The organism is Janthinobacterium sp. BHSEK, from assembly GCF_056174685.1.
This window is the reverse complement of record NZ_JBWBYV010000032.1, coordinates 25,350-47,954: the sequence shown is the minus strand read 5'-3', so window position 1 is coordinate 47,954 and position 22,605 is coordinate 25,350. Positions and strand designations below refer to the sequence as shown.

The 22,605-nt window shown below is 62.8% G+C and carries 18 protein-coding genes and 1 riboswitch; of the genes, 5 read left to right on the top strand and 13 right to left on the bottom strand.

Going from position 1 to position 22,605, the window contains the following annotated elements; genetic code table 11:
* The 5 genes from thiC to AC0V2Y_RS12885 all read right to left on the bottom strand — a co-directional run bounded on the left by thiC (position 1) and on the right by AC0V2Y_RS12885 (position 6,041).
* Positions 1 to 1,914, bottom strand: a complete 1,914-nt coding sequence (thiC, locus tag AC0V2Y_RS12905; protein WP_475414637.1) for a phosphomethylpyrimidine synthase ThiC — start codon at positions 1,912 to 1,914, stop codon at positions 1 to 3.
* 79 nt (positions 1,915 to 1,993) lie between these two features.
* A riboswitch (TPP riboswitch) is annotated at positions 1,994 to 2,109 on the bottom strand.
* A gap of 108 nt (positions 2,110 to 2,217) precedes the next feature.
* Entirely contained in the window at positions 2,218 to 2,472 is a 255-nt protein-coding gene (locus AC0V2Y_RS12900; RefSeq protein WP_475414636.1) for a hypothetical protein, read from the bottom strand.
* 38 nt (positions 2,473 to 2,510) lie between these two features.
* Entirely contained in the window at positions 2,511 to 3,317 is an 807-nt protein-coding gene (locus AC0V2Y_RS12895) for a response regulator (protein ID WP_475414635.1), read from the bottom strand.
* A 28-nt stretch (positions 3,318 to 3,345) separates the two neighbouring features.
* Positions 3,346 to 5,253, bottom strand: a complete 1,908-nt coding sequence (locus AC0V2Y_RS12890; protein WP_475414634.1) for a hybrid sensor histidine kinase/response regulator — start codon at positions 5,251 to 5,253, stop codon at positions 3,346 to 3,348.
* A 47-nt stretch (positions 5,254 to 5,300) separates the two neighbouring features.
* Positions 5,301 to 6,041: a Crp/Fnr family transcriptional regulator gene (locus AC0V2Y_RS12885; protein WP_475414633.1), complete on the bottom strand. Its 741-nt coding sequence runs from the start codon at positions 6,039 to 6,041 to the stop codon at positions 5,301 to 5,303.
* Between the two features lie 236 nt (positions 6,042 to 6,277).
* On the opposite strand from AC0V2Y_RS12885, the gene AC0V2Y_RS12880 reads away from it, so the two are divergent.
* A complete protein-coding gene (locus tag AC0V2Y_RS12880) occupies positions 6,278 to 8,374 on the top strand; it encodes a putative bifunctional diguanylate cyclase/phosphodiesterase (RefSeq protein WP_475414632.1) in 2,097 nt (698 codons plus the stop codon).
* 7 nt (positions 8,375 to 8,381) lie between these two features.
* On the opposite strand, the gene AC0V2Y_RS12875 is transcribed toward AC0V2Y_RS12880, so the two are convergent.
* Entirely contained in the window at positions 8,382 to 9,422 is a 1,041-nt protein-coding gene (locus AC0V2Y_RS12875; protein WP_475414631.1) for a porin, read from the bottom strand.
* A gap of 504 nt (positions 9,423 to 9,926) precedes the next feature.
* Here AC0V2Y_RS12875 and AC0V2Y_RS12870 point away from each other — a divergent pair.
* The 4 genes from AC0V2Y_RS12870 (at position 9,927) to AC0V2Y_RS12855 (ending at position 16,523) form a co-directional block, all read left to right on the top strand.
* Positions 9,927 to 12,734 carry a valine--tRNA ligase gene (locus tag AC0V2Y_RS12870; protein ID WP_475414630.1) on the top strand — a complete coding sequence of 936 codons (2,808 nt, stop codon included), beginning with the start codon at positions 9,927 to 9,929 and terminating at the stop codon, positions 12,732 to 12,734.
* 114 nt (positions 12,735 to 12,848) lie between these two features.
* A complete protein-coding gene (locus AC0V2Y_RS12865) occupies positions 12,849 to 13,316 on the top strand; it encodes a DUF2147 domain-containing protein (RefSeq protein ID WP_475414629.1) in 468 nt (155 codons plus the stop codon).
* Between the two features lie 272 nt (positions 13,317 to 13,588).
* On the top strand, positions 13,589 to 15,364 hold the full coding sequence (locus tag AC0V2Y_RS12860; RefSeq protein ID WP_475414628.1) for an ice-binding family protein: 1,776 nt from the start codon (positions 13,589 to 13,591) through the stop codon (positions 15,362 to 15,364).
* 13 nt (positions 15,365 to 15,377) lie between these two features.
* Positions 15,378 to 16,523: an OmpA family protein gene (locus tag AC0V2Y_RS12855; RefSeq protein WP_475414627.1), complete on the top strand. Its 1,146-nt coding sequence runs from the start codon at positions 15,378 to 15,380 to the stop codon at positions 16,521 to 16,523.
* A gap of 39 nt (positions 16,524 to 16,562) precedes the next feature.
* Here AC0V2Y_RS12855 and AC0V2Y_RS12850 read toward each other — a convergent pair whose 3' ends face one another.
* The 7 genes from AC0V2Y_RS12850 to dusB form a co-directional block, all read right to left on the bottom strand.
* A complete protein-coding gene (locus tag AC0V2Y_RS12850; RefSeq protein ID WP_077399560.1) occupies positions 16,563 to 17,033 on the bottom strand; it encodes a YaiI/YqxD family protein in 471 nt (156 codons plus the stop codon).
* 32 nt (positions 17,034 to 17,065) lie between these two features.
* Entirely contained in the window at positions 17,066 to 18,121 is a 1,056-nt protein-coding gene (gene ruvB, locus AC0V2Y_RS12845; RefSeq protein ID WP_070312419.1) for a Holliday junction branch migration DNA helicase RuvB, read from the bottom strand.
* Between the two features lie 6 nt (positions 18,122 to 18,127).
* Positions 18,128 to 18,706, bottom strand: a complete 579-nt coding sequence (ruvA, locus tag AC0V2Y_RS12840) for a Holliday junction branch migration protein RuvA (protein ID WP_034784779.1) — start codon at positions 18,704 to 18,706, stop codon at positions 18,128 to 18,130.
* Positions 18,707 to 18,764: 58 nt separating this feature from the next.
* Positions 18,765 to 19,304: a crossover junction endodeoxyribonuclease RuvC gene (gene ruvC, locus AC0V2Y_RS12835; RefSeq protein WP_152253553.1), complete on the bottom strand. Its 540-nt coding sequence runs from the start codon at positions 19,302 to 19,304 to the stop codon at positions 18,765 to 18,767.
* 121 nt (positions 19,305 to 19,425) lie between these two features.
* A complete protein-coding gene (gene purH / locus AC0V2Y_RS12830) occupies positions 19,426 to 21,012 on the bottom strand; it encodes a bifunctional phosphoribosylaminoimidazolecarboxamide formyltransferase/IMP cyclohydrolase (RefSeq protein WP_475414626.1) in 1,587 nt (528 codons plus the stop codon).
* 107 nt (positions 21,013 to 21,119) lie between these two features.
* On the bottom strand, positions 21,120 to 21,353 hold the full coding sequence (locus AC0V2Y_RS12825; protein ID WP_008445162.1) for a helix-turn-helix domain-containing protein: 234 nt from the start codon (positions 21,351 to 21,353) through the stop codon (positions 21,120 to 21,122).
* A gap of 168 nt (positions 21,354 to 21,521) precedes the next feature.
* Positions 21,522 to 22,562, bottom strand: a complete 1,041-nt coding sequence (gene dusB / locus AC0V2Y_RS12820; protein WP_475414625.1) for a tRNA dihydrouridine synthase DusB — start codon at positions 22,560 to 22,562, stop codon at positions 21,522 to 21,524.
* Positions 22,563 to 22,605 lie beyond the last annotated feature (43 nt).

Genomic DNA, 22,605 nt, shown 5'->3' with positions numbered 1-22,605 from the left:
TCAGACCTTGCGGTACAGCTCGGCGCCGTTCTTGATGAACTCGATGGCCTTGATTTCCATGCCCTGCTGGAGCGCCTTGTCTTCCGCGATGCCCATGCCGGCCGCGTATTCGCGCACTTCCTGCGTGATCTTCATCGAACAGAAGTGGGGGCCGCACATGGAGCAGAAATGCGCCACCTTGGCCGAATCCTTGGGCAAGGTTTCATCGTGGAATTCGCGCGCCTTGTCCGGGTCCAGGCCGATGTTGAACTGGTCGTCCCAGCGGAATTCGAAGCGGGCTTTCGACAGCGCGTTGTCGCGGATCTGCGCGCCCGGATGGCCTTTCGCCAGGTCGGCCGCATGCGCCGCGATCTTGTAGGTGATGATGCCATCCTTGACGTCCGCCTTGTTGGGCAAGCCCAGGTGTTCCTTCGGCGTCACGTAGCACAGCATGGCCGTGCCGTACCAGCCGATCATGGCCGCGCCGATGCCGGACGTGATGTGGTCGTAACCGGGCGCGATATCCGTCGTCAACGGTCCCAGGGTGTAGAACGGCGCTTCGCCGCACTGCTCCAGCTGCAAGTCCATGTTTTCTTTAATGAGTTGCATCGGCACGTGGCCCGGGCCTTCGATCATCACCTGCACATCGTGTTTCCAGGCAACCTGCGTCAGTTCGCCCAGGGTCTTCAGTTCGCCCAGCTGCGCTTCGTCGTTGGCGTCGTAGATGGAGCCGGGGCGCAAGCCGTCGCCCAGCGAGAACGACACGTCGTACGCCTTCATGATTTCGCAGATCTCTTCGAAATGCGTGTACAGGAACGATTCCTGGTGGTGCGCCAAACACCATTTCGCCATGATGGAACCGCCGCGCGAGACGATGCCCGTCAGGCGCTTGGCCGTCATCGGCACGTAGCGCAGCAGCACGCCCGCGTGGATGGTGAAGTAATCGACGCCCTGCTCGGCCTGCTCGATGAGGGTGTCGCGGAAGATTTCCCACGTCAGATCTTCGGCCTTGCCGTTGACCTTTTCCAGCGCCTGGTAGATGGGCACGGTACCGATGGGCACGGGGCTGTTGCGCACGATCCATTCGCGCGTTTCGTGGATATGCTTGCCGGTGGACAAATCCATGACGTTGTCGCCGCCCCAGCGGATGGCCCAGGTCATCTTTTCCACTTCCTCGCCGATCGACGAGGTGACGGCGGAATTGCCGATATTCGCATTGATTTTCACCAGGAAATTGCGGCCGATGATCATCGGTTCGACTTCCGGATGGTTGATGTTGGCGGGAATGATGGCGCGGCCGCGGGCGATTTCCTCGCGCACGAATTCCGGCGTGATTTCCGCCGGGATGCTGGCGCCGAAGGACTGGCCCGGATGCTGGCGGCCCATCAGGTCGGCCAGGCGTTCGCCCATGGGGCCGGAAGCTTTCAGTTCGCGCAAATACTCCTGGCGGCGCATGTTTTCGCGGATGGCCACGAATTCCATTTCCGGCGTGATGATGCCTTGGCGCGCGTAATACATTTGCGTGACGTTCTTGCCGGCGATGGCGCGGCGCGGCTTGCGGTGCAGATTGAAACGCAGCTCGGCCAGCTTCGGGTCCGCCAGGCGGGCGATGCCGTAGTCGGAGGTGGGGCCGGGCAATTCTTCCGTGTCGGCCCGCTCCATGATCCACGGCAGGCGCGGCGTGTCGAGGCCGGAGCGGATGTCGATCTGCACGTCCGGGTCCGTGTAGGGGCCGGAGGTGTCGTAGACGTAGATGGGCGGATTCTTTTCGCCGCCGAACGACGCTTCCGTGTCGGACTGGCTGATTTCGCGCATGGGCACGCGGATGTCGGGGCGGCTGCCTTCGACGTAGATCTTGCGCGAATTGGGCAGCGGCGCGATGGCGGCTTCGTCGACCGTGGCGGTGGCGGAGAGGAATTTCGGGTTGGCGTTCATTTTGGCTCCTTGGCTAGACTATTTTTAAGCCTGGAGCCAGCTAAGGAGGTTCGGAATTACGCACGCGGAAAGGCGGGGTGCGTTCATCCTAAAGCTTCCCTTCGCTGGCATTATCCAGATCAGGTTCGGAGGGTATTTCTCACCCGCGCTTGCACTGTGTTTTCACAGCGAAAGGCAGGACCCCTAGCGTTTGCCACCTTGCGGCAGCGAGCCAATTATACGCGGTTCGCGCCGCGTGGCCAGATGATTTCTTGCCGGTGTCGTGTTTGCGCATCTGCTGCAATGCAGCAGACGGCGTCACGCTTATTTCTTCTTGCCCCAGCGCCAGGCGGTCGGTTCGCCCTTCAGCTGGCAGATGAAAATGAGCACGGCGACGATGGCCACTTCATACACGATATAGCCGACGAGCATGGTTTGCGGCGGGAACAGGAAGGCGCCGCAGGCGAACAGCGCCAGCGCGGCCAGGAACACCAGCCAGCCCTGCCAGGTGATGGGCAAGCCCCAGCCCCAGCCATAGGTCTTGGCGGGGAACCAATAGGAGGGAGATTTGTCAGTCATGATTTTTCCTGGTCAATATCAATACCGCCAAGTATAAATCACGCTCCCCGCAAGCGCTCCGTGACATCGAGGCCGATGCCGCGGTAGCCGATGAAGCGGCTGCCATTGTCGAACATCGGTTCGCCGCTGACCTGCAGATACTGCGTGCTGCCGTCGAGGTTGGTGCGGCTGTAGATGAAATCGAGGAACGGTTCGCGCGCGGCGATCTTGGCGTCGAGCAAGGCGCGCTCGGTGGCGTTCCAGCGCTGCGGCTCTTCCTCGCTGCCGATGCCCAGCATTTCAGCCACGGGGCCGGAAAAGCGCGTCAAATTGCCCTGCGCATCTTGCTCCCAGTACCAGTCGGACGACAGTTCCGTGAAGCGCTGAAAGCGCGCTTCGCTTTCGCGCAACTCCGCCGTGCGGTCTTCCACCATCTGTTCCAGCGACTTGTTGTATTCGGCCAGCTTCTGGTACAGCAAGCGCACTTCCAGCATGTTGTGGATGCGCGTCTTGACTTCCACCAGGTCGAAGGGCTTGCTGACGAAATCCTTGGCGCCCGCCTGCAGGGCGCGCAGCTTGTGGCCGGGCTGGGCCGTGATCACCAGCACGGGCAGGTAGCTGCCCGCCTCGATGTCGCGCAAGCCTTCCATGACTTCGAAGCCATCCATTTCCGGCATCTGCAGGTCGAGCAGGATCAGGTCGTAGCGGTGCTGCTGGTGCAGCGCGCGCACGGCTTGCGGGTCCATGGTGGAGGTGATGCGCGTGTAGCCGGCATTGCGCAGCACCTGTTCCAGCAGCATGACGTTCGCCTCCTGGTCATCGACGATGAGGATGCTGGCGTTCAGGATCTCGGTGGCTTGAAGCATGGCGGTATTCCTAAAATTGAGTGCTGAATCAGCGTATTGCGTGAGTGTCGTCGGCCAGGCCGTGCGCGGCTGCATGGTGCAGGGCCACGTCGAGCGCGTCCATGAATTCGACGACCTTGATCGGCTTGGTCAGATAGCGGAAGAAGCCCGCTTGCAAGCCTTTTTCGATGTCGCGCGGCACGGCGTTGGCCGACAGGGCCATGACGGGAATGTGGCGGGTGAGGGGATCATCATGCAGGATGTGCAGCGCGCCGTAGCCGCTGATGCCGGGCAGGTTGATATCCATCAGGATCACGTCCGGCTGGTAGGTGCGCGCCAGGTCGATGCCCAGGTGCGCATCGATGGCCGTCAGCAGTTTCAAGTCGCTGCGGCGGGCGATCAATTGCTCGACCAGCGCCAGGTTGGCGGGATTGTCTTCCACGTACAGCAAGGTGCGCAGGCTTTCCTGCGGTTCCTGCACCTGCGGCAGCGCGTCGCCGTCGCCCAGCACCAGTGCCGGCGCGCTGCTGGCGGCCAGCTCGAACCAGAACGTGGTGCCCACGCCGACGGCGCTGTCGACGCCGATGGTGCCGCCCATCAATTCGACCAGTTGCTTGGTGACAACGAGGCCGATGCCCGTGCCCTCTTCCGTGCTGTTTTCCTGTCCCAGACGGTTGAAAGGCTGGAACAGCTGCGCCACCTGGGCCGCGTCGAGACCGGCGCCGCTGTCGCGCACGCTCACGCGCACGCGTTCGCCATGCCCGCTGCATTCGACGGTGACGGCGCCGCCGCCCTGGTTGTACTTGATGGCGTTCGACAGCAGGTTGATCATCACCTGTTTTACGCGCGTGCGGTCCGCATGCACATAAAAGGCCTTGCCGCAGCGGGGGAAATGCATGCGGATGCCGCGCTTTTCCGCCTGCGGCGCGATCATGGCCTGGCAATCCTGCAGCACGTCGAGCAGCGACATCGCTTCCTGCGACAGGGTGACCTTGCCCGATTCGATCATGGCCAGGTCGAGGATTTCATTGATCAAGCGCAACAGGTACCAGCCGCCCTTGAGGATTTGCTCGATCGAGCGCTGCTGCGGCGGGCTCGGCGGCGGCACGTCGGATGCCATCAGCTGGGCGAAACCCAGCACGGCGTTCAAGGGCGTGCGCAATTCATGGCTCATGCTCGACAGGAATTCGGACTTGGCGCGGTTGGCCTTTTCCGCCACCTGGCGCGCCTTCTTCAGCTCGGCATTGTTGGTTTCGACCAGCGAGCGCGTATATGCCTGCTGTTCGCGCAGGCGCTGGTCCAGCTGTGCCTGTTCCGCCTCGACCTGCTTGCGCACCGTGTTGTCGGTGCCGATCAGCAGATAACCGATGACCTTGCTCTGCGCATCGCGCAAGGCCGTCACGGAGACGATGGCGGGGAAGCGGCTGCCATCCTTGCGGATGTAGGTCAGCTCATAGATGTCTTCGATGCCGCGCGTGGCCTTGAACACGAGCGCTTCCACGCCCGGCGTGATGACGGTGTCGAGCTCGGCGCTGAGGGCGGCCGCGCGGGTGACGATTTCTTGCGCGTCAGAAATACCGGCCGGCGTCAGCTTGTCGACCACGTCGCTGGCTTCATAGCCGAGCATGCGTTCGGCGCCCACGTTGAATATCTGGATCACGCCCTGCGCATCGGTGGCGATGCACGAGAAGTTGGCGCTGTTGAAAATCGCATCCTGCAAGGCGCCCGCCTTGAGCAGCTGGCGCGGCAGGCTGGCCGCCGCCGTGCGCCGGTACAGCGCCACCAGCATCAGCAACAGCAGGCATACCAGGGCCTCGATCAGGATCGCCGCATCAAAAGGCGGCGCGCGCCAGACCAGCACGCCGATGACCACCAATACGATGGCGCTGAACGCGAACGCCAATGCCATGGGCCAGCGCGACGGGGCGCGGTTAGGGTTATTTTCAACTGAGTGCATGGGTAGCCTGGGCTGGGACAACAATAAAAAAATGGGAAATGCGGCGCCTAGCGGCCTTGGCGCTGGCGCACGTCCGACAGCAGGCGCGTAAATTCCTTCTTGACGACGCCATAGCATTCGCACACCTGGCCTTCGAGGCCGGCGCGGTCCTGCACCGTGATATGGCCGCGCCGGTAACTGATGAGGCCGCGCGCTTGCAATCGCCCCGCCGCTTCCGTCACGCCTTCGCGGCGCACGCCCAGCATGTTGGCGATCAGTTCCTGCGTCATGGTCAGCTCGCGGTTCGGCAGGCGGTCCATGGTCAGCAGCAGCCAGCGGCACAGCTGCTGCTCCACCGTATGGTGGCGGTTGCATACGGCCGTCTGCGACATTTGCGTGATCAGCGCTTGCGTATAGCGCAGCAGCAAGCGCATGACGGGGCCCGCGCGGTCGAATTCTTCCATCAGCAGATGGGCCTTGAGCCGGTAGCCGACGCCGCCCGTCTGCACGACGGCGCGGCTCGGCGTCGAGTTGCCGCCCATAAATAGCGACACGCCCACGATGCCCTCGTTGCCGACGCCGGCAATTTCCGACGAGCCGCCGTTTTCCAGCAAATAATGGATGGAAACGATGGCCGTGGTGGGAAAGTACACGTGCTGCAGCTTGTCGCCCGAGTCGTAGATCACGTCGCCCAGCAGCATGGAGACTTGCTCCAGATGGGGAGCCAGGCGCGCGAAATCGGCGTCGAGCATGGCGGCGAGCAAATGGTTTTGATTCGGGTTGTGCAGCTGGGCATGCGGACTCGACATGGGCAGTTTTCCTGGTTTCCAGTCGTCAGCTAGGGGGGGGATGAAAGGCGTCCGAACGAGGGTCGCCATGGTGTGCAGCGTAACACACTGCTTGCACGGTGGACCGACTATATTTCTTGTTGGCATGAACGTCCGTTCGGTAGCGAACGGACCCCGCGGCGCCCGCCGCCCTACAGTCAGTCACTGCCCGGCCTGCCTGATCATGGATCGGCACCGGCGCCGCCACGGGACTCATCATGCAATCATTCTTCAAGCGCATCTCCATCTCCGTCTCCACCTCGGCCCTGATCACCCTGGCGGTCGGCCTGGGTCTGACGGCGCTGTGCTACGTCTCGGCGCGCCAGATCGAAGGGGAAAGCGCTCGGCTCCTGCTGCAGTACCACGCCAGCGGGCACACGCTGGGCGCTGCCCTGTTGCCGGCCAAGGGTATGACCTTGGATGCCAACCATCGCGGCTCGCTGTACGTGTTGCTGGGTGGAATGTTGTCGAGCCTGCTGGCCACGGCGTATGTGTACCAGCTGGTGTCGCGCAATTCCGTGATTGCCCGCATCACGGGCGAACGCACGGCGGCCTTGCAGTTTGCCAATTTGCGCCTGTCCGAGGACATCGCCGCGCGCATGCGCAATGAAAAGTCGCTGCGCTTGCGCGAACGCATCATCGAAGTCTCGGCCAACGCCATCATCCTGTGCAGCGCCGACGCGCCGGGCTACCTGATCGAATACGTCAACCCCGCCTTCGAGCGTATCACCGGCTATGCCGCCGGCGAGGTCATCGGCCAGCGCCTGGAAGATTTGCAGGGGCCGGAACATGCGCGCCAGGACATGCATGCGATCAGCGTGGCCTTGAGCGAACAGCGCGAAGGCAAGGCCATCGTGCGCAATTTCCGCAAGGATGGCAGCACCTATTGGAGCGAGCTGTTCGTCGCACCCGTGCGCGACGATGGCGATGGCCCCGTCAGCCACTTTGTCGTGGCGCAATACGACATCAGCACCGTCATGCGCTTCGAGCAGGAACTGGAATTCCAGTCGCGCCACGATATCCTCACGGGCCTGGCCAACCGTTTATTGCTGCGCGAGCGGCTGGAACAGGCGATGGCCGTGGCGCGCCGCAGCACCCTGCCCCTGTGGGTGGTCTTCATCGACCTCGACCGTTTCAAGTTCGTCAACGACACCCTGGGCCACGACGCGGGCGACACCCTGCTGAAACTGATCGCCGACCGCCTGCGCGCCGCCACGCGCGAAGTCGACACGGTGGCGCGCCTGGGCGGCGACGAATTCGTCTTGCTGCTGCCGCAACACGCCAACAGCGACCCGGGCCAGCTCATCCTGCAGCGCGTGCTGGACGCCGTGGCCCAGCCGCTGCTGGTGGGCGGCCATGAATTCTTTCTCACGTGCAGCATGGGCGTGGCCAGCTATCCCGACGATGGCGACAGCGCGGAAACCCTGATCAAGCATGCCGACATCGCCATGTACCGTGCCAAGGAGCAAGGCCGCAACCACTGGCAAAGCTACGCGCCGGCCATGAATGCCGACATGCTGGCCCGGCTGGGTCTGGAAAGCGAATTGCGCCATGCGCTCGAGCGTGGCCAGTTTCACCTCGAGTACCAGCCCCAGGTGGAGCTCGACAGTGGCAAGATCGTCGGCATGGAAGCGCTGCTGCGCTGGCGCCACCCCACCCTGGGCGCCATCGCGCCCGGCGAATTCATCCACCTGGCCGAGGAAATGGGCTTGATCGTGCCCATCGGTGCCTGGGTGCTGCACACGGCGTGCGCGCAAGCGCGGGCGTGGCAACGGGCGGGACTGAGCGGCTTGCGCCTGGCCGTCAATTTGTCTGCGCGGCAATTCCGGCAAAGCGGCTTGCTGCAATCGGTGCGGGAAATATTGGCCGTGACGGGTCTGGAAGCGCGTTTCCTCGAGCTGGAACTGACGGAAAGCATGATGATGCAGGATGTGGAACAGGCGATCGCCACCATGGGCAAGCTCAAGGCGCTGGGCTTGCGGCTGTCGATCGACGACTTCGGCACCGGTTATTCGAGCCTGGCGCACCTGCGCCGCTTCCCCATCGACGTATTAAAAATCGACAAATCCTTCGTCAGCGACCTCACGCACAGCGACGACGACGCGGCCATCGTGCAAGCCATCATCGCGCTGGCGCACAGCCTGCGCCTGGACGTCATCGCCGAAGGCGTGGAAACGGCGCAGCAGCTGGCCTTCCTGCGCCAGCACGGCTGCGACCAGATGCAGGGCTATCTGTTCAGCCGTCCGCTGGCCGCGCCCGCCTTTGAAGAATTATTACGCCAAGGCAGCATGTTGCCTGCCCTGGCGATGGTTTGAGCAGGCGTTAAAACGCGTGGCGCAAGCCGATGTTGAACGCGCGGTTGCCCGTACCCACTTCCGTGGCGTTGCCCACCATGTAGGCGGCGTCGTTGCGGTTGCGGATATGCGCGTAGGCAAGATACACCTTGCTGCGCTTGGACAAGGCGTACGTGGCGCCGATGGCCAGCTGCTGCGCATCGCGGTTGGCGCTATCGCGGTCATCCTTGCGCACATACGAGGCCAGCAAGGTCGTCGCACCGAGCGGCACGGACACGCCGACGATGGCGTCGCGGCTGTCGCTCGACTGGGCCGGCGCCTGGGCCGCGCCATATGGGTTTTCCGCGAAGAACATGCTGCTGCCGTCGCCCGTGTTGCGGCCATAGCCGGCAAACGCCGTGGCCACGCCGAAGTTGTAGTTGCCGGCCAGGATAGTGTTGTTCACGTTGGCCTTGCCCGGCTCGCCGGCACGGCTCTGGCGCGCCAGGCGCAAGGTCAACGGACCGTTGACATAACCCAATGCCAGGCCCAGCGAGCGCTGATCCGCCGCCACACCCGTGTGTTCGCCGGCGCCATACATGACGGTGGCCGTCACGCCGCGCAGCTCGGGCGAGGTGTAGCGCACGGTATTGTCGATGCGCGTGGCCGAATAGCCGGCCAAGTTGGTCGCCGCGCCGGCCAGGCCGCCCTCGAACGGATCGGCCACGTCGGTCAGCGCCTGGCTTTGCAGGTTGTACTGGCGGCCCACGGTCAGCATCCCCAGCGGGCTGTTGAGGCCGACAAAGGCCTGGCGGCCGAACAATTGCCCCGCCTGGTCCGAGCGGCCCGTGTCGCTCAGGACGCCCGCTTCCAGGGTGAACACGGCTTGCCAGCCGTCGCCCAGCGACTCCGTGCCGCGCAGCCCCAGGCGCGAACCGGCCGAGACGCCGCTGGTGAGCTTGCTGACGCCGCCTTCCTGCACCAGGCCCGCGTCCATCAAGCCATATACTTCAACGGACGACTGGGCCTGGGCGGCGGGCATGGCGCCCAGGGTGGTGGCAAGGCCGGCAACGATGGCGATTTTTTTCATGATGATTTCCTTGTAAAAGCGAAACCAGGAAAGCGGCGGCCACGGCAAGGCCGCAGGCGGCAAGGCGCCAAGCGGGGTATGCCGTATCAAAAGACGACGCGCCGGACAACAGATCCTGGCTAAGCTGTGGCGGCGCGGCCCATAGAGACGATGGCGCGCGGTGGTCCGCCGTGAATGGTGCACCGCTGGCGGTGCGCGTGGCTCAGGCGCCCGGCCCGCAGGGGACGCGCTGAAAGTGGCTGGCATCGCTGATGCGCTGGCCGTGAGACGCGGACGAGTGCTGGATATGAAACTTTAATGCAACCGCGTCTGCTGGCGCCGTCCGCAAGGATGGGGCAGGAGGCGCCGAGGCCGGCATTATAACATCGGCAGCACGCTTATCTCCGTTCTGTTGCGGCCAAACGGCCCGCAAAGCCGCCAAAACACTGAAAAAGGCCTGTTGCCACGCTGCAGGCGTTGCCGCGTCATCTATAATGGTTCCTTTTGCCAATCACACGCCAAATCATGGAATTAGCCAAGTCTTTCGAGCCCGCCGACATTGAACAATTCTGGCGCACCGAGTGGGAACAGCGCGGTTACTTTACCGCCACCCTCGATGCCGGAAAACCTTCCTTCAGCATCCAGTTGCCGCCGCCGAACGTCACCGGCACCCTGCACATGGGCCATGCGTTCAACCAGACCATCATGGATGGCCTGACCCGCTACCACCGCATGCTGGGCCACAACACGGCCTGGATACCCGGCACCGACCACGCGGGCATCGCCACGCAAATCGTCGTGCAACGCCAGCTGGACGCGCAAAAGATTTCGCGCCATGACCTGGGCCGCGAGAAATTCGTGGAAAAAGTGTGGGAATGGAAAGAAAAATCCGGTTCCATCATCACCGGCCAGATGCGCCGTCTGGGCGCCTCGGCCGACTGGCAGCGCGAATACTTCACGATGGACGAGCCGCGCTCGAAAGTCGTCACCGACGTCTTCGTGCGCCTGTTCGAGCAAGGCCTGATCTACCGCGGCAAGCGCCTGGTGAACTGGGACCCCGTGCTGGGCACGGCCGTGTCCGACCTGGAAGTGGTGTCCGAGGAAGAAGACGGCTCCATGTGGTACATCAAATACCCGCTGGCCGACGGCAGCGGTTTCCTGACGGTAGCCACCACGCGTCCTGAAACCATGCTGGGCGACGTGGCCGTGGCCGTCGATCCGACGGACGAGCGCTACACGGCGCTGGTGGGCAAGATGCTGAAATTGCCGCTGACGGACCGCGAAATCCCCATCATCGCCGACGAATACGTCGACAAGGAATTCGGCACCGGCTGCGTGAAGATCACCCCCGCGCACGACATGAACGATTACGCCGTGGGCCAGCGCCACAAACTGGCGCAGATCGTCATCCTGACCCTGGACGCGAAGATCACCGACGACGCGCCGGAAGCGTATCGCGGCATGGACCGCTTCGCCGCGCGCAAGCAGATCGTCGCCGACCTCGACGCGCAAGGCTTGCTGGAACAGGTCAAGCCGCATAAATTGATGGTGCCGCGCGGCGACCGCACGGGCGTCGTCATCGAGCCGATGCTGACGGACCAGTGGTTCGTCGCCATGAGCAAACCGGCCCCGGAAGGCACCTTCTTCCCAGGCAAATCGATCGCGGAAACGGCGCTGGACAAGGTCGCCAATGGCGAAATCAAGTTCGTGCCGGAAAACTGGAGCACCACCTACAACCAGTGGCTCAACAACATCCAGGACTGGTGCATCTCGCGCCAGCTGTGGTGGGGCCATCAAATCCCGGCCTGGTACGACGACGCGGGCAATATCTTTGTTGCGAAAACGCAAGCCGAAGCGGAAGCCAAGGCCCTGGCCGCCGGCAGCACGGGTCCCTTGAAGCGCGACGACGACGTGCTCGACACCTGGTTCTCGTCGGCCCTGGTGCCGTTCTCGACCATGGGTTGGCCTGAAGAAACTCCGGACATGAAGGCCTTCCTGCCGTCGTCCGTGCTGGTCACGGGTTTCGACATCATCTTCTTCTGGGTCGCGCGCATGGTCATGATGACGGCGCACTTCACGGGCAAGGTACCGTTTGAAACCGTCTACGTGCACGGCCTCGTGCGCGACTCGACGGGACAGAAGATGTCCAAGTCGAAGGGCAACACGCTGGACCCGATCGACTTGATCGACGGCATCGACCTGGAAGGCTTGATCGTCAAGCGCACCACGGGCCTGATGAACCCGCGCGACGCGGAAAAGATCACCAAGGCGACGCGCAAGGAATTCCCGGAAGGCATTTCCGCCTACGGCACGGACGCCGTGCGCTTCACCATGGCCAGCTATGCCTCGCTGGGCCGCAACATCAACTTCGACCTGGGCCGCTGCGAAGGCTACCGCAACTTCTGCAACAAGATGTGGAACGCCACCCGTTTCGTCATGATGAATACGGAAGGCAAGGATTGCACGGCGAACGATGTTGATCTGTCGCAAGCGGACAAGTGGATTATTTCCCTGCTGCAAAAAGCGGAACTGGACGTGGCCAAAGGCTTTGAAGACTTCCGTTTCGACAATATCGCCGCATCGATCTACAAATTCGTGTGGGACGAGTATTGCGACTGGTACCTGGAAGTAGCCAAGGTGCAAGTGCAGCAGGGCACGGAAGGCCAGCAGCGCGCCACCCGCCACACCCTGCTGCGCGTGCTGGAAGTGGTGCTGCGCCTGGCCCATCCGATCATCCCCTTCGTCACGGAAGCGCTGTGGCAGACGGTGGCGCCTTTGGCCGGCAAGACGCTCAAGGCGGAAGGTGATTCAATCATGATGCAGCCGTATCCGATCGCCAACACCGACAAGATCGACGAATCGGCCGAAGCGTGGATGCAGCAGCTGAAAGCCTTGACGGACGCGACGCGCAACCTGCGCGGCGAAATGCAGATTTCGCCTTCCGTGCGCGTGCCGCTGATCGTCGAAGCGGGCAATGCCAGCGAGAAAGAAGCGCTGGCCTCGTACGCACCGTACATCCAGTCGCTGGGCAAGCTGGCCGACGTGCAGATCGTCGATGCGCTGCCGGACTCGCCAGCGGCCGTTGCCATCGTCGGCACCACCAAGCTGATGCTGAAAGTGGAAATCGACGTGGCCGCCGAACGCGAGCGCCTGGGCAAGGAAATCGCCCGTATCGAAGCAGAAATTGCCAAAGTAAATAGCAAATTAGGCAATGAAAGTTTCGTCGCGCGCGCCCCGGCCGCCATCGTTGCGCAAGAAAACGAGCGTTTGCTCAGTTTTTCGGCGACAATTGAAAAACTGCGCGAACAGTTTGCTAAACTAGCCAGCGCATAAGGCAGGTTTGGAAGGATTGCGCGGCGTCATCCGTGACGCCGCGCGGTACCGCTGGTCTTGCCTTGGTATATAACTGTTCGTGACCCGATCAAAAAAAACCATTGGAGACTGGCAATGCATAAGATATTCAAAGCAAGCGTCACAGCAAGCGTCATGATGGCCGCCCTGGCCATCGCCGGCAGCGCCACCGCGCGCGACGATAACCACACGCCCGTGGGCACGTGGAAAACCATCGACGACGCCAGCGGCAAGCCGAAATCCCTCGTCGTCATCACGGAAAGCAACGGCGTCTTGCAAGGCAAGATCGAGAAGCTGTTCCGCGGCCCGGACGAAGACCAGAACCCCAAGTGCGACAAGTGCACGGGCGCGAAGAAAGACCAGCCCATCGTCGGCCTGGTGATCCTGTCCGGCCTGAAATATGACGGCAAGGAATGGACGGGCGGCGAAATCACGGACCCGGCCAATGGCAAGACCTACAAGAGCAAGGCCGAGCTGACGGAAGGCGGCACCAAGCTGCAAGTGCGCGGCTATATCGGCGTGCCGATGTTTGGCCGCTCGCAGACGTGGGTGCGCGAAGACTAAGCAACGCCCCCTGCCCGACCGAAGCCGGCCTCGCGCCGGCTTTTTTGCGTCCGCAAGCCCTCGCTGCTGTTGTTTTCCAGGCCGAATCGCTCCCTTTTGAACCTATCTGCAAGCGCCATCAGCCTATGCGCGCCACCGAACATACTTGAAGTTTCCTAAATGAAATAGTGCATGCCTGTGACGCCATCGCCCGTAGCGAAAGGCGGCATGGCTCTGCCGGATGACCTCATCAGCGGATGCCCGGCAATGATTGCCATGCACAAAGGAACTATATGAATCTCTTCAAGCGATATCTGAACCCGCTGCTCGTCTCGGCCGGTTTGCTGGTCATGGCAGCCCTTGCCGGTTGCGGCGGCGGCGACCAGGGACGCGATCCCATCCTCGGCTTGCCGGGCGCCACCTTGTCCAGCCTGGCCGTCACTCCCGCCACGGCCACGGTCGCCATCGGTGCCGGCCAGCAATTCACGGCCATCGCCACGTATAGCGACGGCTCGTCGCAAGACGTCAGCGCCAAGGCGGCCTGGACGTCGGCCACGCCGGCCAGCGCGACAGTCAATGCCGCCACAGGCTTGAGCACCGGCATCGCTGCCGGCGGCAGCAGCATCAGCGCCGCGTTCGGCGGCAAGAGCGCAGCGGCCCAGTTGACCGTCTCGCCGGCCACCTTGACGGCGATCGCCATCACGCCGCTCGCGCCATCGATCGCCATCGCCGCAACGCAGCAATTCGCGGTGACCGGCAGCTTCAGCGACGGCGCCACGCGCGACGTCACGGCCGTGTCGGCCTTTGCCTCCGCCAACCCGGCCACCGCCAGCATCGCCGCTGGCGGCCTGGCGCTCGGCAAGATTGCCGGCACCTCGCAGATCACGGCCACCACGGGCACGCTGACGGCCAGCACCGTGCTGACCGTCACGCCAGCGACCCTGCTGTCGATCGCCGTCACGCCGCAAAACCCGATCATCCCCGTCGCCGCGACGCGCCAGCTGGCCGTCATTGCCACGTATTCGGATAACAGCACCGCTGACGTCACGGCCGGCAGCAGCTTCGTTGCCGTCACACCCGCTTTTGCCAGCGTCGCCAGCGGCGGCCTCGTCACCGGCGTTGCCTTTGGCAGCAGCGTCATGAACGCCAGCTTCAACGGCAAGACGGCCAGCACCACCGTCACGGTGCCTGCCGCCACCCTGGTCAGCATCGCCGTCACGCCAGCCAACGCCAGCATCGCCGTCGGCGGCGTACAGCAATTCGTTGCCACGGCAACTTATTCGGACAGCTCGAATGCCGTCATCACCAACAGCGCCGCCTGGACTTCGGGCACCATCGCCACCGCCACGGTACTGAACACGGGCATCGCCACCGGCATCACGGCCGGCACCAGCAATATCACGGCCACGGCCGGTGGCCAGTCGGGCAGCGCGCTGCTGACCGTCACGGCTGTCGCCATCCCACCCGTCCTCAACCCGATCATCCTGGGCCGCGCGGCACCGTTCGGCGTGCTGGCCGGCACTTCGATCACCAACAATTCGGGCGGCACCACCCTGATCACGGGCGACGTCGGTGCGCCATCGCAAACGGTCGATCCGACCCAAGCGGCTGGCTTTACCAATTACAAGTCGGGCGCCATCCTGGCCGGCGCCATGACGGACCTGCAAGCGGCGATCACGGACGGCAATAGCCGGGCTTGCGACGTCAGCTTTGCCGGCGGCATCGACCTGGGCGGCCAGACCTTCGGTCCCGGCGTGTATTGCTATGCGGGCGCCATCAGCATCACGGGCACCCTGACCCTGAACGGTCCCGGCGTGTACATCTTCCGTACGGCATTGACGCTCGATTCGACCGTCAATTCGGTGGTGGCCCTGAACAATGGCGCCACGGCCGACAACGTCACCTGGCTGCCTGTCGGCCCGACCACCCTGGCCGCCAACAGCGTCTTCAAGGGCAATATCCTGGGCCAGTCGGCCGCCATCACGGTGGGCGACAACACGACCCTGCTCAATGGCCGCGTGCTGACGGCTGCCGCCGTTACCCTGCGCAACAACCAGATCACCAAATAAACGGGACATGACCATGACTATCGCACACACACTGGGCGCGCTGAGCGTGATGACCGGCGCCTTGCTGGCGGCGCAATCGACACAGGCGCAGGACAACACCTTCATCAACCCGGACTGGGCCAACAGCGCCTGGTACATCGGCGCGGGCGTGGGCCAGTCGCGCGCCACCATCGACGAGCCGCGCCTGCGCGCCAGCCTGGCGGCGAACGGCGAAAGCGTCACCGGTTTCAGCAAGGACCAGCGCGACACCGGCTATAAATTGTTTGTCGGCCGCCAACTGAACCAGTATGTCGCCGTGGAAGGGGGCTACTTTGACCTGGGCAAGTTCGATTTCCAGTCCACCACCAGCGGCAACGGCGTACTCAACGGACAAGCGGCCTTTCGCGGCGTGAACCTGGACTTGCTGGGCCAGCTGCCGCTGTCGCAGCGCCTGTCGTTGCTGGGCCGTGTCGGCATGCATTACACGAAGACGAACACGGAATTCAGCGGCAACCGCCTGCTGGGTTCAACGAACACGCATGCCAGCGAGCGCAAGCTCAATGCCAAGCTGGGCCTGGGCCTCGAATACAAGTTCAGCGAAGCGCTGGCACTGCGCGGCGAAGTCGAGCGTTATCGCTTGAACGATGCCGTCGGCAACCGCGGCGATGCGGACCTGTATTCCGTCAGCCTCGTGTATAAACTGGGCCGTCCGGCCAGCGCCACGCCAGCCTACCAGCCGGTGCCGGCGGCATTGCCCCCCATCAGCGAAACCATGCCGGCCCCTGTGGCCGAAGTGAAGCCGGCGCCGGCGCCCGTGTCGGAAAAAGTATCGTTTGCTTCCGAAGCGCTGTTTGATTTCGATCAATCGACGCTCAAGCCGCAAGGCAAGGCGGCGCTGGACCAGCTGCTCGGTCAACTGACGGGCATGGACCTGGAAGTGATCGTCACGGTCGGCCATACGGATGCCGTCGGTCCGGATGCCTACAACCAGAAGCTGTCTTTGCGCCGCGCCGAAGCCGTCAAGGCTTATCTGGTGGCGCAGGGTGTCGAGACGAGCCGCGTCTACACGGAAGGCAAGGGAGAAACGCAGCCCGTGGCCGACAACACGAGTGCCGCCGGCCGCGCCAAGAACCGCCGCGTGACGGTGGAAGTGGTGGGCACGCGCAAAGTCATGCGTTAAGCTGCATGCGCATGAAAAAACCGGCTTGCGCCGGTTTTTTTACGTCTGCGGCGCTGCCGGCTTGCGGTGATGCTTGCTCAGATGCCGGTCCAGGCTGTTGGCGAACTGTTGCCGGTCCGACTGGCTGAAGGCGGCAGGGCCGCCCGTATCGACGCCGCCGCTGCGCAATTCTTCCATGAAGGCGCGCATCGTCAGTTGCTGGGCGATATTGTCTTTCGTATAGAACTCGCCGCGCGGGTTCAGCGCAAAGCCGCCCTTGGTGAGTACGTCGGCAGCCAGCGGGATGTCACCCGTGATGACGAGGTCGCCGGGATTGAGCAAGCGCACGATTTCCTGGTCGGCCACGTCGGCGCCGGACGGCACTTGCACGGTGCGGATGAAACGCGACGGCGGCACGCGCAAGCCCTGGTTTGCCACCAGGGTGAGCGGCAATTCCAGGCGGTCGGCGACGCGGTACAGGATTTCCTTGATGACCACGGGGCAGGCATCGGCGTCGATCCAGATCTGCATACCCACGCTCGCTTGCTCACCAGCTTCCGCCATCACAGTTCCCACGCTTCGCCGCCCGGGCCCATGCGCGGCGCGCTGACGCCGAAGTGCAGGTAGGCAGCCGGCGTGGCGACCCGGCCACGGGGCGTGCGCTGCAGGAAACCTTGCTGGATCAGATACGGTTCCAGCACGTCTTCGATGGTGTCGGCCGCCTCGCCGATGGCCGCCGCCAGATTCCCTATGCCGACAGGGCCGCCGCCGAACTTGAACAGCACGGCTTCGAGCAATTTACGGTCCATCACGTCGAAACCGGCGGAATCGACGTCGAGCATGGCCAGCGCGCGGTCGGCCACCACCTTGGTGATGTCGCCATTGCTTTTGACTTCGGCGAAATCGCGCACGCGGCGCAGCAGGCGGTTGGCGATGCGCGGCGTGCCGCGCGCGCGCTGGGCGATCTCATGCGCGCCTTCCGGGTCGATCGGCGCCTTCAGCAGGGCGGCGCTGCGCGTGACGATCTTCGTCAGTTCGCCCGTGTTGTAGAACTCCAGCCGCGCCACGATGCCGAAGCGGTCGCGCAGCGGATTGGTCAGCATGCCCGCGCGCGTGGTGGCACCCACTAATGTAAACGGCTGCAGATCGAGTTTGACGGAGCGGGCGGCCGGGCCTTCGCCGATCATGATATCGATTTGATAATCCTCAAGGGCCGGATACAGAATCTCTTCCACCACGGGCGACAGGCGATGGATTTCATCGATGAACAGGACATCGTTCGCTTCCAGGTTCGTCAGGATCGCCGCCAGGTCGCCCGGGCGTTCGAGCACGGGGCCGGACGTCTGGCGCAGATTGACGCCCATTTCGCGCGCGATGATGTGCGCCAAGGTCGTCTTGCCCAGGCCCGGCGGACCGAACAGCAAGGTGTGGTCGAGCGCTTCCTTGCGCTGGCGCGCGGCCGTGATGAAGATTTCCAGCTGGTCGCGGATCTTTTCCTGCCCCACATATTCGTCGAGCTGCTTGGGGCGCAGGGCCCGTTCGATGGCCTCTTCGTTGTGCGAGATGGGCGCCGCGTCGATGATGCGCTGTTCCGTGAAGCTGTCGGTCTGGATGCTCATGCCCTATCAGCCTTTCGACAGCGCTTTCAGCGCCAGTTTGATGCCGTCCGACACGCCGCTGCCAGCCGGCACGTTTTTCACGGCGGCCAGCGCTTCCTTATCGGAATAGCCGAGCGCAACCAGCGCATTGAGGATGTCCGATTGGGCATCGGGCGCCGCGTGCGCACCCAGCGGACCGAGATCCGCACCGATCTTACCCTTCAATTCCAGCAGCAGCCGTTCGGCCGTCTTCTTGCCGATGCCAGGCACTTTCACCAGGCGGCCGGAATCCTGCAGGGTGATCGCCTGCGCCAGGTCGGCAATCGTCATGCCGGACAGGATGGACAGCGCCATGCGCGCGCCCACGCCCGTGATCTTGATCAACTGGCGGAACACGGCGCGCTCGGCCGCATTGCCGAAGCCAAACAGCAAATGCGCATCTTCGCGGATAGCCTGGTGCGTAAACAGCACGACTTTTTCGCCCACGTGGGGCAGGTTGTAAAAGGTGCTCATCGGCACGTCGACTTCATAGCCAACGCCCTGGCAATCGACCAGCAATTGTGGCGGATTTTTTTCAAGCAAAATACCGGAGAGACGGCCTATCATCGCGTGTTCCTAATGTTGTGTATCGTAGTTTTTATTGATTATGAGGGCCATGCCGCAGTTAACCTACTAAACGGCCGCGCTTCATGCGCAAGCCCTGCAGCTGTGGCGCCAGCGCGCCGAGCATGGCCAGCGCATCGATGCTGTTGGCGTGGCAAATGGCCACGCCCAGCGCATCGGCCGCATCCGTGCCGGGTAAACCAGGCAAGGACAGCAGCCGGGATACCATCTCCTGTACCTGCTCCTTGGCCGCCTTGCCATGGCCCGTGACGGCCTGTTTCACTTGCAGCGCCGTGTATTCGGCCACCGACAGGTCAGAATTGACGAGTGCGCAGATGGCCGCGCCCCGTGCCTGGCCCAGCAGCAAGGTCGATTGGGGGTTGACGTTGACAAACACTTTTTCGATGGCCGCGCAATCGGGCTGGTAGGTGCCGACGATTTCGCTCACGCCCCGCAGGATGACTTTCAGGCGCGGCGGCAATTCCCCTTCGGAACCCGTCTTGACGGTCCCCGACGCGATATAGCGCAGCTTGTTGCCGTGTTTTTCAATGACCCCAAAGCCGGTCGTGCGCAGGCCAGGATCGATGCCAAGAATAATCATCGCCAGATTCTATAATGAATACGGCAGGCACCGGTGAATAACCGGTGCCTGCCGCTGAGTACCTTATCGAGAAGCCGCATGTCGGATTACGCTTACCGCTAATCCGACCTACTCTTCACTATCAATGACGGAAGTGACGCGTTCCGGTATACAACATGACCACGCCGCGCTCGTCCGCCGCATCGATCACTTCCTGGTCGCGCATGGAGCCGCCCGGGTGGATGACGCAGGTCGCACCCGCGTCGACGACGACGTCGAGGCCGTCGCGGAACGGGAAGAAGGCGTCCGACGCCACCACGGAACCGGTCAGCGACAGGCCCGCGTTTTGCGCCTTGATGGAAGCGATGCGGGCGGAATCGATACGGCTCATCTGGCCGGCGCCCACGCCCAGGGTCATGTTATTGCCGCAGAAGACGATGGCGTTCGACTTGACGAATTTTGCCACTTTCCAGGCGAACATCAGGTCGGACAATTGCTGCGGCGTCGGCTGCAGCTTGCTGACCACGCGCAAGTCGCCGATGCCGACGTTTTTCGCGTCCGGCGATTGCACCAGCAGACCGCCGCCAACGCGCTTGAAGTCCATGGCGTTGACGCCGCTGCCCAGCGGAATTTCCAGCATGCGCACGTTTTGCTTGCTCGACAGAATCTGTTTCGCTTCGGCGGAGAACGACGGGGCGATCAGCACTTCGACGAACAGCTTGGCGATTTCGCCGGCGGTGGCGCCGTCCAGTTCGGTATTAAACGCGATGATGCCGCCGAATGCCGAGGTCGGGTCCGTCTGCAGGGCGCGCGCATACGCTTCAGCCGCGTTCTTGCCCAGGGCCACGCCGCATGGGTTCGCGTGCTTGACGATGACGCAGGCGGCGCTTTGTTCGAAGCCGCCCAGGCTCTTCACGCATTCCCAGGCCGCATCGGCGTCGGCGATGTTGTTGTACGACAATTCCTTGCCTTGCAGCTGGCGGTAGTTGGCCAGCGCGCCATCGGTGGTGACGAGGTCGCGGTAGAAGGCGGCGCTCTGGTGCGGGTTTTCACCGTAGCGCATGTCTTGCACTTTCTCAAATGCAACGTTGAGGATTTGCGGATAGGCGCCGCGCTCGGCGTGCACCTTCGTCGGGCCCAGGCTGGTCAGGTAGTTGGTGATGGCGCCATCGTATTGCGCCGTGTGCGCAAAGACTTTTTTTGCCAGCATGAATTTGGTGTCGTAGCTGACGTCGCCTGCCTTGCCGTCGGCCGAGCGGATTTCCGCCAGCACCGCGTCGTAGTCGGTCGGATCGCAGATGACGACCACGTCCTTGTGGTTCTTGGCCGCCGAACGCAGCATGGTCGGGCCGCCGATATCGATGTTTTCGATCGCGTCTTCCAGGGTGCAATCGGCCTTGGCGACCGTGCCCTGGAACGGGTACAGGTTGACCACCACCATGTCGATGGTCGGCATGTCGTGCTCGACCAGTTTCGACATGTGCTCAGGGAAATCGCGGCGCGCCAGGATACCGCCGTGCACTTTCGGGTGCAGGGTCTTCACACGGCCATCGAGCATCTCCGGGAAACCCGTGTAATCGGCAACTTCCGTGACGGGAACACCGTTGTCTGCCAGCAATTTGGCGGTGCCGCCGGTGGACAGGAGGTTGACGCCGAGGGCGGACAGGGCGCGGGCGAAGTCGAGAACGCCGGTCTTGTCGGAAACGGAGAGGAGAGCTTGTTTGATCATGGCTGTGGCTAGGTGGTTAAGTGTTCTTGGCGAATGGCGCAGCGGTCAGCTATCAGGCTGGGGCCGCGGCGGCGGATTCAAATCTTGGCGTCACTTGCATGCCGGCATTACAGCAAACCGTGCTCCTGCAATTTCTTGCGCAGGGTATTGCGGTTGATGCCCAGCATCTGCGCGGCGTGCGACTGGTTGCCATCGGCGCGTGTCATCACGACTTCCAGGATGGGCTTTTCCACGGTCAGCACGACCATGTCGTAGATATTCGATGCTTGCTGTTCGCCCAGGTCATTGAAGTAATCTTCTAGACTTTTCTGTACGACTTCCTGAATGCTTTCTTTGCTCATTTTTATGCTTCAACCGGCTGAACACCTGGCCATCCGGCGCCGCGTCGCTCATGCGGTCCGCGTGCTGCCCTCTTGCCTCGGTGTTGTAATTAATATTGCATGACGCTCTGTATAGGCGCTCGCCCTTGTACTGCTGCTAACTGGTTTACCCTGCTTGTTGCTATCTGCTCATGCTGCCGTGGCCGTTTCTACCAGGCCACTTTCACTGGATTCGGAGAGGCGGTATTGTAACCGTTCGCCAAATTTCCATTGCGACTCAAAAAATTGATCGACGGCCAGCAATTGCGCGTCCGTCGACTCCAGCAAGTTCATTTCCTGACGGAACGCTTCGCCGCCTTCCAGATCCTTGACGTACCAGCCGATATGCTTGCGCGCCGTGCGCACGCCGAGGAACTCGCCATAAAACGCGTAATGGGCGCGCAAATGCTCATCCATCAAGGTACGCACTTCATCCACATACGGCGCCGGCAACAAGGTGCCGGTGCGCAGGAAATGGTCGATTTCGCGGCAAATCCACGGCCGACCCTGCGCCGCGCGGCCGATCATGACGGCATCGGCGCCCGTTTGATCGAGCACAAAGCGGGCCTTTTCCGGACTGGTAATGTCGCCGTTGGCCACCACGGGGATGCCCACCGAGGCTTTTACGGCGGCAATGGTTTCATATTCGGCATCGCCCTTGTAGCCATCGGCGCGCGTGCGGCCGTGCAAGGTCAGCATCTGGATGCCCGCTTGCTCGGCGATGCGGGCGATTTTCAGGGCATTCTTGTTTTCGCGGTTCCAGCCCGTGCGAAATTTCAGGGTGACGGGCACGTCGACGGCGTTGACGACGGCGTGCAAAATCTTTTCGACCAGGCTTTCGTTTTGCAACAGAGCCGAACCGCACCAGCTGTTGCACACCTTCTTCACGGGGCACCCCATGTTGATGTCGATGATCTGCGCGCCACGGTCCACGTTGAACTTGGCGCAATCGGCCAGGTCCTGCGGATCGGCGCCAGCGATCTGCACGGCTTTCGGCTCCATTTCGCCTTCGTGGTCCGTGCGGCGCGCGCTTTTTTCCGTCGCCCACAGGCGCGGATTCGACGCCGCCATCTCCGACACGGCGTAGCCGGCACCCAGCTGCTTGCACAACTGGCGGAAAGGCCGGTCCGTCACGCCCGCCATGGGAGCGACGAAAACGTTGTTGCGCAGAATGTGAGGGCCGATTTGCACTGAGGAACCTGAAATGGACGGAGGAACCTGCTATTTTAACCGA

Coding starts and splice junctions, on each gene's coding strand:
- AC0V2Y_RS12875 (WP_475414631.1), bottom strand. CDS start 9,422: ATGAAAAAAATCGCCATCGTTGCCGGCCTTGCCACCACCCTGGGCGCC.
- AC0V2Y_RS12885 (WP_475414633.1), bottom strand. CDS start 6,041: ATGTCGAGTCCGCATGCCCAGCTGCACAACCCGAATCAAAACCATTTG.
- AC0V2Y_RS12880 (WP_475414632.1), top strand. CDS start 6,278: ATGCAATCATTCTTCAAGCGCATCTCCATCTCCGTCTCCACCTCGGCC.
- AC0V2Y_RS12895 (WP_475414635.1), bottom strand. CDS start 3,317: ATGCTTCAAGCCACCGAGATCCTGAACGCCAGCATCCTCATCGTCGAT.
- AC0V2Y_RS12870 (WP_475414630.1), top strand. CDS start 9,927: ATGGAATTAGCCAAGTCTTTCGAGCCCGCCGACATTGAACAATTCTGG.
- AC0V2Y_RS12850 (WP_077399560.1), bottom strand. CDS start 17,033: ATGCAGATCTGGATCGACGCCGATGCCTGCCCCGTGGTCATCAAGGAA.
- AC0V2Y_RS12900 (WP_475414636.1), bottom strand. CDS start 2,472: ATGACTGACAAATCTCCCTCCTATTGGTTCCCCGCCAAGACCTATGGC.
- AC0V2Y_RS12860 (WP_475414628.1), top strand. CDS start 13,589: ATGAATCTCTTCAAGCGATATCTGAACCCGCTGCTCGTCTCGGCCGGT.
- ruvA (WP_034784779.1), bottom strand. CDS start 18,706: ATGATAGGCCGTCTCTCCGGTATTTTGCTTGAAAAAAATCCGCCACAA.
- purH (WP_475414626.1), bottom strand. CDS start 21,012: ATGATCAAACAAGCTCTCCTCTCCGTTTCCGACAAGACCGGCGTTCTC.
- AC0V2Y_RS12855 (WP_475414627.1), top strand. CDS start 15,378: ATGACTATCGCACACACACTGGGCGCGCTGAGCGTGATGACCGGCGCC.
- ruvC (WP_152253553.1), bottom strand. CDS start 19,304: ATGATTATTCTTGGCATCGATCCTGGCCTGCGCACGACCGGCTTTGGG.
- AC0V2Y_RS12825 (WP_008445162.1), bottom strand. CDS start 21,353: ATGAGCAAAGAAAGCATTCAGGAAGTCGTACAGAAAAGTCTAGAAGAT.
- ruvB (WP_070312419.1), bottom strand. CDS start 18,121: ATGAGCATCCAGACCGACAGCTTCACGGAACAGCGCATCATCGACGCG.
- AC0V2Y_RS12865 (WP_475414629.1), top strand. CDS start 12,849: ATGCATAAGATATTCAAAGCAAGCGTCACAGCAAGCGTCATGATGGCC.
- thiC (WP_475414637.1), bottom strand. CDS start 1,914: ATGAACGCCAACCCGAAATTCCTCTCCGCCACCGCCACGGTCGACGAA.
- AC0V2Y_RS12890 (WP_475414634.1), bottom strand. CDS start 5,253: ATGCACTCAGTTGAAAATAACCCTAACCGCGCCCCGTCGCGCTGGCCC.